General features: G+C 43.4%; 9 protein-coding genes. 5 read left to right on the forward strand and 4 right to left on the reverse strand.

The window, feature by feature from the left end; all coding sequences use genetic code 11:
* Positions 1-85: 85 nt before the first annotated feature.
* Positions 86-949: a CopM family metallochaperone gene (locus CXF69_RS10995; protein WP_102078103.1), complete on the reverse strand. Its 864-nt coding sequence runs from the start codon at positions 947-949 to the stop codon at positions 86-88.
* Between the two features lie 221 nt (positions 950-1,170).
* Complete coding sequence (locus tag CXF69_RS11000) at positions 1,171-1,785, reverse strand: pseudouridine synthase (RefSeq protein ID WP_101205551.1); 615 nt, start codon at positions 1,783-1,785, stop codon at positions 1,171-1,173.
* Positions 1,786-2,223: 438 nt separating this feature from the next.
* On the opposite strand from CXF69_RS11000, the gene icd reads away from it, so the two are divergent.
* Positions 2,224-3,483 (forward strand): NADP-dependent isocitrate dehydrogenase, encoded by a 1,260-nt coding sequence (gene icd, locus CXF69_RS11005; protein WP_102078104.1) that lies wholly within the window; start codon positions 2,224-2,226, stop codon positions 3,481-3,483.
* Between the two features lie 234 nt (positions 3,484-3,717).
* On the opposite strand, the gene CXF69_RS11010 is transcribed toward icd, so the two are convergent.
* Entirely contained in the window at positions 3,718-5,937 is a 2,220-nt protein-coding gene (locus tag CXF69_RS11010; RefSeq protein ID WP_102078105.1) for an NADP-dependent isocitrate dehydrogenase, read from the reverse strand.
* Positions 5,938-6,544: 607 nt separating this feature from the next.
* Between CXF69_RS11010 and CXF69_RS11015 the strand changes: the two genes are divergently transcribed.
* From CXF69_RS11015 to CXF69_RS11030, 4 genes are all read left to right on the forward strand, one after another.
* The gene (locus CXF69_RS11015; RefSeq protein ID WP_102078106.1) at positions 6,545-7,903 is read left to right on the forward strand and encodes a GNAT family N-acetyltransferase; all 1,359 of its coding nucleotides are present in this window, start codon (positions 6,545-6,547) and stop codon (positions 7,901-7,903) included.
* 113 nt (positions 7,904-8,016) lie between these two features.
* On the forward strand, positions 8,017-8,511 hold the full coding sequence (locus CXF69_RS11020; RefSeq protein WP_102078107.1) for a chorismate--pyruvate lyase family protein: 495 nt from the start codon (positions 8,017-8,019) through the stop codon (positions 8,509-8,511).
* Positions 8,512-8,856: 345 nt separating this feature from the next.
* On the forward strand, positions 8,857-10,113 hold the full coding sequence (gene glyA / locus CXF69_RS11025) for a serine hydroxymethyltransferase (RefSeq protein ID WP_102078108.1): 1,257 nt from the start codon (positions 8,857-8,859) through the stop codon (positions 10,111-10,113).
* A gap of 436 nt (positions 10,114-10,549) precedes the next feature.
* Positions 10,550-12,058: an alanine/glycine:cation symporter family protein gene (locus CXF69_RS11030; protein ID WP_102078319.1), complete on the forward strand. Its 1,509-nt coding sequence runs from the start codon at positions 10,550-10,552 to the stop codon at positions 12,056-12,058.
* Positions 12,059-12,186: 128 nt separating this feature from the next.
* Here CXF69_RS11030 and gltS read toward each other — a convergent pair whose 3' ends face one another.
* Positions 12,187-13,461 (reverse strand): sodium/glutamate symporter, encoded by a 1,275-nt coding sequence (gene gltS, locus CXF69_RS11035; RefSeq protein WP_102078318.1) that lies wholly within the window; start codon positions 13,459-13,461, stop codon positions 12,187-12,189.
* Positions 13,462-13,502: the final 41 nt, after the last annotated feature.

The raw sequence follows: 13,502 nt of genomic DNA on the forward strand, positions 1-13,502 counted from the left end.
AGAGGGTTTTTTATAATCTATAATATTGTTGATATGTCTAAGCAACCTAAGTGATTAACAAATCAGGGGTTAGCGAGATATACAATTACTGCTCTTTGGCTCTGTTGTCTAGATTATCTGGGCTATCTAGGTTCTTATCATCGGTAAATTCGGGCTCAATATTTTCATCTACAGAGCTATCGTCTTTTTCGCTACTTGCAGCCTCAAGCGCAGCAATCCAGTTTTTCATCACATCGATTTCAGTTTGCTGGGTATCAATGATGTCTTGAGCCAACTGACGCATCTCTTCATCTGTCCCATATTCGAGCTGAACTTTTGCCATATCAACAGCGGCAATATGATGCGGTAGCATGCCGCGTGCAAACGCCATATCAGGCACGGGATCAGCCACACCCAAAGTCATTTCGCCATGCATATTTTCCATGCTTTTAGCATATGCTTGCTGCATCGCCACAGTATTTGGCTTAGGTTTGGCAGCATCAGGATGGCTAGCCAGCCACTTGTTTAAGACATCGATTTCAGCTTGCTGTGCCGTGATGACGTCTTGAGCAAGTTGGCGCATCGCTTCATCAATGCCATACTTGAGCTCTATTTTTGCCATATCTACCGCGCCGCGATGATGTCCCAACATACCTTTAGCGAAAGCGGTATCAGGATCGTTATACCCCATACCAATCATCATCTCGTCATGCATTCTAGTCATCGATCTCGTATAGTCTCTGAGCATATCGCTCATTTGAGACTCATCGCTGACACTGTTATCGCTGTCATTTGTTAGAGTATCGTCTGCCATATCGTCATGCTCAGCATGTGGTATATCAGTTACTGGCGGTGAGGTTTCTTCTGCAGGATTTGATTGGTTGTCCTCTGTCGTTGGCTGACAGGCACTCAATACAAGCGCTGCAGAAATGCTAGTGACCAACGAAAGAAAACGACGAGAAGCAATCATGACATATCCCTATTGTGAAAAAACCAAACGATAAATGGATAATACTTATTATACATAATCAATTACGTGCTGAATGTTAGCAGATAAACCTTACCCATTCGAGACACTATGTTTAACAGGTCGTAATATATTAGTGTCAGAGCTTTATATTAGGGGCTAAACAGCTAAATAGCCAAACAGTGTGAACTAATCAACAATATATAAACTTAAAACTATCTAAACTAGCTAGAAATACCTAGCTGACGACAGTGTTCGCTAGTTAGATGAACGCGTACAAACTCTCCAACAGCTAACTCACCTAGCTCAAATCCTGCCACTGACCAACGTATCAAACGCAGACAAGGCAGACCGACATGCGCTGTCATACGTCTAACTTGGCGATTTTTACCTTCATATATTGTCAGCATTAGCCATGAGTCCGGTACGCTTTTACGCTCACGTATTGGCGGATTGCGCTGCCAGAGTACCATCGGTAGCTCATTTTCACTGACGTGTTTGACCTCAGCAGGTAGCGTTTTACCATCTTTTAAAACCACGCCACGTTTGAGCTTATTGAGTTGCTCAGCAGTAGGGGTTCCTTCTACTTGCACTAAATAAGTTTTACCTTGTTTGCGCCCTGCATTGGCTTTTGGCGGATGAGTAATTGCTTTATTAACTCGACCATCATCGGTCAAAATCAGCAAGCCCTCTGAAGTAGCATCTAACCGACCAGCAACTCGCAAAGCCTTGTCAGTAAAGTATTGCGATAGGGTGGTGTGATCGTTATTACTGTCATCTCTAAACTGACTTTGCACGCCGTAAGGCTTATTGAATAAGATGAGACTAGAAGTAGACATAAAACGGTGTTTCCTAGTTTTTGAGGGACAATGAATCATTGTAGCGTATGTTTTGTGATGCAGAGCTAGTATTAAGCGGCAAGACTAAAGGCGATATATTTAATGTGCTGTATGCTACATGACCTGCTACAAAAGTAGGACAGCGCTTATATAAATTTGCTGTTATTCTAAATCCGCATTCTAATAGTGGTATTTATATTTTTAATAGAGAAATATCTACTATCTGCAAGCGACAATCATTGTTTGGGTCTTTATTTTAATTTTTTTAGCTTAAAGCTACTTTTAACATTGTTCAAATCAATGCCGCAAGTGTCGTACTCATCAAAGCTTTGCTTAGCCGATAAGCGCCCAGAGCGTTATAACTATAATAAAACGGTTAGCATAACAAAGTGCCTAGTTCGCTTGCGACGTCCAACATACAACCAAGGAATATCATCGATGTCATATGATAAGGTTATCGTGCCAAGAGACGGCGAAAAAGTGACCGTAAACGCAGATCTCACATTAAATGTTCCCAACCATCCGATTATTCCGTTTGTGGAAGGTGATGGGATCGGCGTAGATATCACGCCTGTCATGATAAAAGTAGTCAATGCTGCGGTTGATAAAGCGTATCACGGCAAGAAGTCTATCATTTGGATGGAGACTTATCTTGGTGAAAAAGCAGCGAAAGTATATGACGGCGATTATTTGCCAAGCGAGACGCTAGAGATTCTAAAAGACTACGTCATTAGTATCAAGGGTCCATTGACCACGCCAGTGGGTGGTGGCTTTAGTTCGTTAAACGTCGCGGTACGCCAAAACCTCGACCTGTATGTCTGTCAACGCCCCGTACGCTGGTTTGAGGGCGTACCAAGTCCAGTGCAGCATCCAGAGCTGACGAATATGGTTATCTTTCGTGAAAACACAGAAGACATCTACACGGGTATCGAGTGGAAAGCGGGCAGCGATGATGCCAAAAAAGTTATTAATTTCTTAAGAGATGAGATGGGTGTGACCAGTATTCGATTCCCTGAAGACTGCGGCATCGGTATCAAGCCTGTCTCAAAAGAGGGCTCACAACGTCTGGTACGCAAAGCGATTCAGCATGCCATCGATAATGATTTGCCAAACGTGACTCTAGTGCATAAAGGCAATATCATGAAGTTCACTGAAGGCGCATTCAAGGATTGGGGCTATGAGCTAGCGGCAGAGCGTTTTGGTGCAGAGTTATTAGATGGCGGTCCATGGATGACTATGAAAAATCCAAAAACAGGTAATGATATTATTATTAAAGACGTCATCGCTGATGCGTTTTTGCAGCAGATTTTGATGCGTCCCGCAGACTATTCTGTAGTAGCAACGCTTAATCTGAATGGTGACTATATCTCTGATGCATTGGCGGCTGAAGTAGGCGGTATTGGTATCGCGCCTGGTGCAAACAAAGGCGGCGCGATCGCTGTTTATGAAGCGACGCACGGTACTGCGCCCAAGTACGCTGGTCAGGATAAAGTAAATCCAGGTTCACTGATATTGTCTGCTGAGATGATGCTTCGTGATATGGGCTGGACGGAAGCAGCTGACCTTGTCATTAGCGGTATCCAAGGAGCGATTGCCAATAAAACAGTCACGTATGATTTTGAGCGTCTGATGCCAGATGCTACCTTATTGAGTACTTCTGAGTTTGGTAAGGCGATTATTAAGCATATGGAAGCCTAAGACTACTTAAGCTCTCAGCATTCTATTTTATTACTATGTATCAAAAGCCGCCTGATTATATAGGTGGCTTTTTTTATGTCACTCTTTATAAAGATTTTAGAAAACATAAAAAAACACCCCAACGTTCTAAGACGGTTGAGGTGTTTTTTACTAAGACTTAAACTTGCTTAATCGCTGCTAGGTATAAAAACCAAAAGAGATTAGGCTTAATTGTTTAAGAGCAGTTGCTTAAAATTATAGCGATGCCAATGTCTCGTTAAACAAAGCGCTTGGACGCATTGCTTTCTTAGCCAATTCTTCATCAGCATAGTAGTAGCCTTTGATGTCTACTGGCTTGCCTTGAGCTTGGTTAAGTTCTTTAACGATGGCTTCTTCGTTCTCTTTTAGCTTTTGCGCGAATGGTGTAAATTGCGCTTTTAGCTCGCTATCTTGATCTTGCGCTGCAAGCTCTTCTGCCCAGTACATTGCTAGATAGAAATGGCTACCACGGTTGTCAAGCTCGCCAGTTTTACGTGATGGCGACTTATCGTTTAGTAGCAGTTTTTCTGTTGCTGTATCTAGTGTGTCTGCCAAGATTTGAGCTTTAGCATTGTTGTCGTTGTTTGCTAGATGCTCCAAAGATACCGTCAATGCCAAGAACTCACCGAGTGAATCCCAACGTAGATGGTTCTCTTCTGTCAGCTGCTCAACGTGCTTCGGTGCAGAACCACCAGCGCCAGTTTCAAACAAACCGCCACCCTTCATTAGTGGTACAACTGATAGCATCTTGGCACTGGTGCCTAGCTCTAGGATAGGGAACAAGTCAGTTAGGTAATCACGTAAAATGTTACCGGTCGCAGAGATAGTATCTAAACCACGAGCAACACGCTCTAGGGTATAACGCATCGCACGAACCTGAGACATAATCTCGATATGTAAGCCAGTAGTATCATGATCTTTTAGATACGTTCTAACTTTTTTGATTAGCTCGTTCTCATGTGGACGGTATGGGTCTAACCAGAAGATAACAGGCGTATCTGATTCACGAGCACGGCGTACGGCAAGTTTTACCCAGTCTTGGATAGGCTCATCTTTAACCTGACACATGCGCCAGATATCACCTTTCTCAACACGTTTTTCGAGTAGCACTTCATCAGTATCAATATCGACGATACGTGCAATACCAGCATCGCTAGACTCAAAAGTCTTGTCATGCGAGCCATACTCTTCAGCTTTTTGAGCCATTAGGCCAACGTTAGGAACGGTACCCATGGTTTTTGGATCAAAGTTACCATGCCATTTGCAGAAGTTGATCATTTCTTGGTAAATACGCGCAAAGGTAGACTCTGGCATGACGGCTTTACAGTCATACATTTTGCCATCAGCACCCCACATTTTACCACCTGAACGAATCATCGCTGGCATAGAAGCATCAACGATTACATCACTTGGAGAATGGAAGTTGGTGATACCTTTTGAAGAGTCAACCATGGCCAGACGTGGGCGATGCTCTTGACACGCATGCAAGTCGCGCTCAATCTCTTCACGCTGAGAGGCTGGCAAAGTGGCAATTTTGTCGTACAAGTCAGCCATACCGTTGTTGACGTTGATACCTAGCTCATCAAAGAATGCGCCATGTTTTTCAAAGGCTTCTTTATAGTAGATTCTAACCGCATGACCAAAGACGATAGGATGCGAGACCTTCATCATGGTTGCTTTTACGTGTAATGAGAACAAGATACCAGCTTCGCGGCAATCTTCCATTTCACGCTCATAAAACTCTAATAGTGCTTTTTTGCTCATGACCATCAGGTCGATGACTTCTTTATCAAGCAAAGCAATTTTAGGCTTTAATACTTTTTGAGTACCGTCATCAAGTAACAACTCCATACGTACTGTACGAGCTTTATCTAATGTCATAGATTGCTCGCCATCGTAGAAGTCGCCGCCATGCATGTGTGATACGTGCGTGCTTGACCATTGCTTCCACTCACCCATAGAGTGTGGATGCTTGCGTGCATAGTTTTTAACTGCTTTAGGCGCGCGGCGATCTGAGTTACCTTCACGCAGTACTGGGTTCACTGAACTGCCTAAGCTTTTGCCATAGCGCTTGCGTAGCTCTTTTTCTTCGTCAGTTTGTGGATCTTCTGGGAAGTTAGGAATAGCATAGCCTTTGCTCTGTAGCTCTTTGATAGCAGCTTTTAACTGCTGTACAGAAGCACTAATGTTTGGCAGTTTAATGATGTTGGTATTTGGATCTTGAGTTAGACGACCTAGCTCAGCTAAGTTGTCAGGAACACGTTGCTCCTCGGTCAAGTATTCAGGGAATTCGGCCAATATACGCGCTGCAACAGAGATGTCGCTGGTTTCAACCTCAACGCCTGCCGTTTTGGTGAATGCTTCGACAATAGGTAAGAACGACAGAGTCGCCAGCGCTGGGGCTTCGTCAGTTTTTGTATAAATAATTTTTGACATTTTAGTTAGATCTTCCTTTAGGCTGTAGTTAATAATAAAGCTCAAATATAGTGTTGAATATGCGTCAATGATACTATGCAATAATCCATGATATGGTTAGAACAAGTACTTCATATGTAGCTTCTTAGAAATTTTTAAGACAGGTCAGGCATTTTCTTTTAATAATATTCATGAAAAAAGCATTTAAAGGCAACACGTTAACGGTCGGTGCAAAACTGCCTAAAAGTGAATCACTGACGCTACATTATAATCAATCCACTATAAATCCGATAGGATGTCAATCGTATACCATGAACTAAGTATACTGTTTTAGCTCGTATCCTATGGTTTCGAATTATACTAAGCTAATAACAACCTTATTCTACCAGTCATCGGCTTCGATATCATCTTTTCCATACAACTACTGTTTTTTCATGATGTTTTATATTGATCTTACTGCCCATGAGCACAGTCGTACAAACCACCCGCGTTATCGTTGGTGGTTTTTTATTGGATGCAGATAAGTTTTTGCAAATTGTGACAGCAATGGCGTAAAAATTTGCTAGTCTAGGTCATCAATAGATTGGTTATCGATAAATATATCGCGATTATAATAGTGACGGTGAATATGAGTTTAGAGTATGCGCTGATTAATGATACCAGCTGGCAGAGCCAAACAGAGTGGCAGACGCCAGATACCCCTTTTATGTCATTTGCTTTTTGGCAAGCGCTGACTGACACCGGAGCAATTGGTGAGCAGGCAGGGTGGCTACCGATATTTATTTTGGTACATCGTGTCGCCGATGCTGCTAATAGTGCGGATAGTGAAGATAGCACCGATACCTTAGTAGATAGCGCGGCAGAAAATACATTGCAGCCTGTGGCCGTCATGCCAGTATTTATAAAAGGTCATCATCGCGGTGAGTTTGTATTTGATCATGCATGGGCTGAAGCTTATGCACGCTATGGCGTTGATTATTATCCGCGATTGGTCACTAGCGCACCATATACACCGATTACCGGTCAAAGAGTTTGGTTGGCAAAAGGTGAGACTTTAAATGAGGAAGTTCTTAAAACAGCCATCGCAGGTATCGATGATATCGCTCAACAAGTGGGCGCCTCAAGCTGGCATGGACTGTTTGTGACACCAGAGCTTGCCTCTATCGCCACCACATCTATGCCAACTGAAATTGATGTAGAGCATGCGATAGCGGCTCAAGAAAGCGGCGTAGAATCAGCTGCTATTGAGCTACCGATATTTGAGCGTCAAGGTTGCCAGTTCTTATGGCAAAACAAAGACTTACTTAATGACAGTAAGCCATTTGCGGATTTCGATGCGTTTTTAATGACCTTGAAAGCCAAAAAACGCAAGACTATTCGGGCTGAGCGTCGCAAGGTCGGCGAGCAAGGCATTAGCTGTCAGCGTAAGTGTGGTAACGACATCACGGATGAAGACTGGCAAGCGTTCTATCATTGTTATGTGATGACTTATGCGGTACGTGGGCAAAAGCCATATTTGACCCTTGATTTTTTTATGGCGCTAGCCGACAGCATGCCTGAGCACATCATGTTGGCGCAAGCCATGGATGCCGATGGTGAAATCATCGCAAGTAGCTTATTCTTATACGATAAAGCGGACAGCGATAATGTTGATGATAATGCTACCTTGTACGGCCGCTATTGGGGCGCGCTCGGTGAGTATGATAGCTTGCACTTTGAGCTTTGTTATTATCAAGGGCTTGAGTTTGCTATCGAGCAAGGCTTAAGGTATTTTGATCCGGGCACGCAAGGGGAGCATAAGCTGGTTCGCGGTTTTATTCCAACGACCACTCACTCTATCCACCGTATTTATGATGCGCGCTTTGTGCCAGCGATTAGCGATTTTTGTGCAAAAGATCGCTTGCATATGGCGCAATATCGTCAGCAGGCATTTGAGGCATTACCGTTTAACGCCGATAATATGCCAGACTTTGATATCAATCGTTAATGCTCGATTTTACGAATATTGACTATTATTAATAGCTGCTTTTATCAATGTCGCTTTATTCACAGACACTCGCAGCCGTTTACTTTTTAAATTCTCACTATTAGCCGTCAACTATGCCCAGTAATCTTTTTGCTAGTCCTGCCACTTTTACCCCGCCCTCTGAGCTGGTATCTTGGCTTAATGCCGAAGGCTCTCTGACTGTGATGTTGGAACAAAGAGCAGGGCAGCCATTACGAGTAGAACGCAGTTTTGAGGGCTTTCGAGCGCTAACATTGCAACAAAAACGACAATTAGGACTGCAAGGTTCAGCGCTAAATCGTCCGATGCTGACGTGGATACGTGAAGTACAGTTATATGGTAATGATGAGCAGCCGTGGGTGGCAGCGCAAAGTATCTTTCCTTTATCGAGTCTCAAAGGCAACGCGCGGCGTCTGCAACAGCTAAAGGGCACACCGATTGGCTATGTGTTATTTAAACGTCGTCGTACTTTACCCAGTCAGCGTTTTATCAGCCATACCGATGCTGGCTGGCAACGACAAACGCGTTATGATTGGTATGGGCGCACGCTACTGATTAGCGAAACGTTTTTAGCTTCATTTTTAAAATGAGCGCGCGTTACTATATAAGTTAGGATATTAATAAAAATATTGTTTTAACCGTATGGGTGAGCCGCCAGTAAATACTTTATTTTATTGGCTATTTATCTGCGTGATATCGTCATTTAAATTGCTCAGCTTGCTGTGAGGTTTTTTTGCGCTCGCAGTACAAATTTTCATGTTACACTTAATCTTTAGCGATGATATCGATGCATTTATATGTCGAATTTATTGCCTATAATGGACAAGTTAATAACAAGGCCAATTGCCTTTGCTTGCCTATTTTACCTCCTTTTACTACTCGCTTCTTTTTCATAAACACTACCATTAACGATAGCCACTACCTAGGACATCACTATGTTTAAAGATATTTCTATCAAAGAGTTTGATCCAGTACTTGCTGAAGCCATGGCCGCTGAAAGCGTTCGTCAAGAAAACCACATCGAGCTTATCGCTTCAGAAAACTATTGCTCGCAAGCAGTGATGGAAGCACAAGGCACTGACCTGACCAACAAATACGCTGAAGGCTATCCTGGTAAGCGTTATTACGGTGGTTGCGAGCACGTCGATGTGGTTGAGCAATTGGCCATTGACCGCGCAAAAGAGTTGTTCGGTGCTGAGTACGTCAACGTCCAGCCACATTCTGGTAGCCAAGCAAACTCTGCAGTATTTTTAGCCTTACTCGAAGCAAATGACACCGTACTAGGCATGAGCTTAGACGCTGGTGGTCACTTGACTCATGGCGCCCATATCAACTTCTCAGGCCTGAACTACAACGCCGTACAGTACGGTTTGGTCGAAGGCACTGGCCTTATCGATTATGACGAAGTTGAGCGTTTGGCAAAAGAGCATAAGCCAAAGATGATTATTGCTGGTTTTTCAGCGTATTCACAAGTGGTCGATTGGGCGCGTTTCCGTGAAATCGCGGACGAAGTCGGCGCTTATTTACTCGTAGACATGGCACACGTGGCTGGTCTTATCGCTGGTGGCGTTTATCCGAGTCCAGTACCGTTCGCTGATGTCGTGACAACTACGACGCACAAAACCCTACGTGGCCCGCGTTCAGGTATGATCTTGGCTCGTGATGAAGTACTTGCCAAAAAGCTTAACTCTGCCGTATTCCCCGGCAACCAAGGCGGCCCGTTGATGCACGTTATCGCGGCAAAAGCGGTTTGCTTTAAAGAAGCGTTAGAAGATAACTTCAAAACGTATCAGCAGCAAGTGGTCAAAAACGCCCAAGCAATGGCAAAAGTTATCCAAGAGCGCGGTTATGAAATTATCTCTGGTGGTACTGAAAACCATCTAATGCTTATCAGCCTAGTCAAGCAAGAAATGACCGGTAAAGAAGCGGACAAATGGCTTGGCGATGCGCATATCACTGTGAATAAAAACGCTGTACCAAACGATCCAAAATCGCCGTTCGTGACGTCTGGTATCCGTATCGGTACGCCAGCGATTACCACTCGCGGTTTCAACGAAGCGCAAGCGGGTGATTTGGCAGGTTGGATTTGCGACGTATTAGACAGCCGTGGCGATGAAGCGGTTGCTACTGAAGTACGCGCTAAAGTAGAAGCGATTTGTGCAGAATTACCAGTCTATGCTAAAAATCAGTAAACTTTAGAAAGGTAATAAAAAAAACCGCTAAGCTTTTGCTTAGCGGTTTTTTTGTTGTTGCTCTCTATGAATATTATGTCATTTAACGCAAACCTATGTTGATATTGCCATTGAGCTCTTTTAATTATATTTAAGTCCATTATTTAACCTGAAAATTACTACCGACATTTTTCGATAAGTGTAGTGAGCTTGATTGAGTTCCGCTATTAGTTTTAAAGAGCTAAGTTGACGTTTAATTAAGAAAAATATGTAAATCTCTTTGTTCATACAAAACTATTAGTATATAGTCAGTATTGAACATTTAGTAATAATACTAATACAAATTATAATAAATAGTTACACTTTGTATTAGTATCGCTGTAATTGATTGAATAATTATATAAATGTTATTTTCACTAAAGGGATTTACATGAAAAAATAATCTTTAGTCGCAACGATGCTATTACTCAGCACGACTCTTGCGCAAGCAGCAGAACAATCAGGTTTAGCAGCATTTGGAGCAGGTCTCGATGGCTTTATGGCCAATATATTTGGCTGGTTCGTCGACCTTATTTTCTTTTCAGTACCTCTTGGAGACGTCAGCTTCCCCCTCATTGTGGGTTGGTTATTAGTTGCCGCACTCGTATTCACTTTTTACTTTGGATTTATTCAGTTTTGTCAAATAGGCCTGTCTCTAGATATTGTCAGAGGCAAATATACCGATCCAAATCCCGCCAATAAAGAAGAAGGCGAGGTCAGCCATTTTCAAGCCTTAGCTACTGCTCTATCAGGTACCGTTGGTCTTGGTAACATCGCAGGCGTTGGTGCAGCGCTTGCTATTGGTGGACCTGGCGCTACCTTTTGGATGATTATGGTCGGCCTATTCGGTATGGCGACTAAGTTTGTAGAATGTACGCTAGGTGTCAAATACCGTACGGTACTACCATCTGGCGTCGTATCAGGTGGCCCTATGTACTACCTAAGCCGCGGTATGGCTGAACGTGGTATGGGCGGATTAGGTAAGTTCCTGGCTGTTGGTTTTGCACTCATGTGTATATTGGCGACCTTTGGTGCTGGTAACATGTTTCAGGGTAACCAAGCTTTTGCAGTCATGAGCTCTACTTTTAGCATTCCAACGGATTACAGTGTATTCTTTGGTATTGGCTTAGCGTTTTTAGTCGGTATGGTTATCATTGGTGGTATGCCGCGCATCGCAACCGTTACCGAAAAAGTCGTACTTTTTATGGCTTTGTTATACATTACTATGGCGGTAATCGTACTGATTGCTAACTTTAATCATATTGGCACTGCATTTGGCGAGATTTTCTCGGGTGCCTTCACTGGTGCTGGCGTGGCTGGTGGCTTTATTGGTGCGTTGATTCAAGGTTTGAAACGTGCCATTTTCTCTAACGAAGCGGGTGTTGGTTCAGCCGCTATTGCTCACTCAGCAGTAAAAACCAAAGGGCCTGCTACTGAAGGTCTAGTAGCGCTATTAGAGCCTTTCATTGATACGGTTGTTATCTGTACGATGATGGCGCTTGTTATTACTATCTCTGGGGTGAACACTGCCGCAAACTTACAAACTCAAGCGCTTACTGGTGTGGATCTAACCCGTGCAACCTTCATGGAAACGGCGCCTATTTTCCAGTATTTCCTAGCTGTCGCGGTATTGTTGTTTGCTTTCTCAACGATGATTTCATGGTCATATTATGGTCTAAAAGCTTGGACTTACCTCTTTGGTGAAGGTAAAGGCGGCGAGATGATATACAAACTTATCTTCTTAATCTTCGTTGTTATCGGTACCATCGTACAGTTTAGCTTCGTTATCGACTTCTTAGATGCGGCTCTGTTCGCTATGGCTATCTTTAACATCATCGGCCTATACTTCTTGATGCCAATTGTGAAAAGAGAAGTTAATTCTTTCATAGCGCGTGTGAAAAGTGGTGAAATTAAAAAGTATAAATAATGGGTTTGATTGAACAATCCATTATAGCTTGATAATTAAAAAAGCCCGCCAAGATGAGTCTTGGCGGGCTTTTCGATGGCTAGTATTTGCTAGATAGCTATTAAGTTTTGATCTGTAACAGCATCAGCCTACATAAACGGCAACTTCGTAAATATCTGCAATATCGTGGCATTAACGATATCAACAAAGAACGCACCTACCATCGGTACGATTAGGAATGCTTTAGGTGAAGGCAGATAGCGATCAGTGACTGCCTGCATGTTCGCAATCGCAGTCGGTGTTGCACCCATACCAAAACCACAATGCCCCGCTGATAATACAGCCGCGTCGTAGTCTTTACCCATAATTTTAAAGGTAATGAGGTAAACGTAGATAATCATAATGATGGTCTGTACAACCAATATAATTAGTACAGGGCCTGCCAAATCGGTCAATTGCCATAGTTTTAAAGACAACAATGCCATTGCCAAAAATAGACTTAAAGAAGCATTACCAAGTACATCAATTGAGCGATCAAACATATCAAAATTGAAGACCATCGTCAGTACATTGCGAATGATGACACCGCCTGCCAGTGCCCATACGAACGTCGGCAGCTCAAACCAGGTGCCTTCAGCAACGATGGCCATCACATCGGCAAAAGCCAAAGCACCTGCGAATAGTGCCAAGGTTTCGATAGTAGAAGAAGCGGTGATAAAGCGCATGCTATCAGGTCTTTCAAAGATATCCTTATTACTACCTGCAGACTCCTCATCGTGTTTGGTACTATATAACGATTGTGCACCAGCAACTTTTTCGATATCGCTAGGATCAGGGTTGGCTGGCGTTGGTTTTAGGCCAAGTCGATTAATCAAGCGACGAGCAACAGGACCGCCAACGATACCACCCGCGACCAAACCATAAGTAGCAACCGCGATACCAAGCGTCGTCGCACCGACCACACCATAGTCTTGTTCTAACGTAATGCCCCAAGCGCCTGCTGTACCATGACCACCTGTTAGAGCGATAGAACCTGTCACCAGACCGAGCAAAGGATCAAGTCCCAATGCACTTGCCATGGCCACACCCACGACATCCTGCAATACAATAAACACTGATACAACGATAGTAAAAATCAATAATGGTGTGCCGCCTGCTTTTAGCCTACTAAAATCAGCGCTCAGACCGATGGAGGCAAAGAACATCAACATGGTGGCGGTCTGCAGCCCTTGATGAAAGTTAAAACTATATCCCCAAACCATATTGAGAGCATAGACAACAATCGCCGCGACCAAACCACCAGCAACCGGTTCTGGAATATTAAAGTCTTCTAAAAACTTGACTCTCCGCACCAAAAACCGCCCAAGCAGCAGCACTAAGGTGGCCAATATCAGGGTGTAATAACCGTTTAAGGTAATCTCCATAGGTTAATCCTTTCTATAAAATAAATTAACCTGAATTCGGG

It is taken from the genome of Psychrobacter sp. Choline-02u-9 (assembly GCF_002836505.1).
GTDB lineage: Bacteria > Pseudomonadota > Gammaproteobacteria > Pseudomonadales > Moraxellaceae > Psychrobacter.

Coding starts and splice junctions, on each gene's coding strand:
- glyA (WP_102078108.1), top strand. CDS start 8,857: ATGTTTAAAGATATTTCTATCAAAGAGTTTGATCCAGTACTTGCTGAA.
- gltS (WP_102078318.1), bottom strand. CDS start 13,461: ATGGAGATTACCTTAAACGGTTATTACACCCTGATATTGGCCACCTTA.
- CXF69_RS11030 (WP_102078319.1), top strand. CDS start 10,550: ATGCTATTACTCAGCACGACTCTTGCGCAAGCAGCAGAACAATCAGGT.
- CXF69_RS11010 (WP_102078105.1), bottom strand. CDS start 5,937: ATGTCAAAAATTATTTATACAAAAACTGACGAAGCCCCAGCGCTGGCG.
- CXF69_RS11020 (WP_102078107.1), top strand. CDS start 8,017: ATGCCCAGTAATCTTTTTGCTAGTCCTGCCACTTTTACCCCGCCCTCT.
- CXF69_RS11000 (WP_101205551.1), bottom strand. CDS start 1,785: ATGTCTACTTCTAGTCTCATCTTATTCAATAAGCCTTACGGCGTGCAA.
- CXF69_RS10995 (WP_102078103.1), bottom strand. CDS start 949: ATGATTGCTTCTCGTCGTTTTCTTTCGTTGGTCACTAGCATTTCTGCA.
- icd (WP_102078104.1), top strand. CDS start 2,224: ATGTCATATGATAAGGTTATCGTGCCAAGAGACGGCGAAAAAGTGACC.
- CXF69_RS11015 (WP_102078106.1), top strand. CDS start 6,545: ATGAGTTTAGAGTATGCGCTGATTAATGATACCAGCTGGCAGAGCCAA.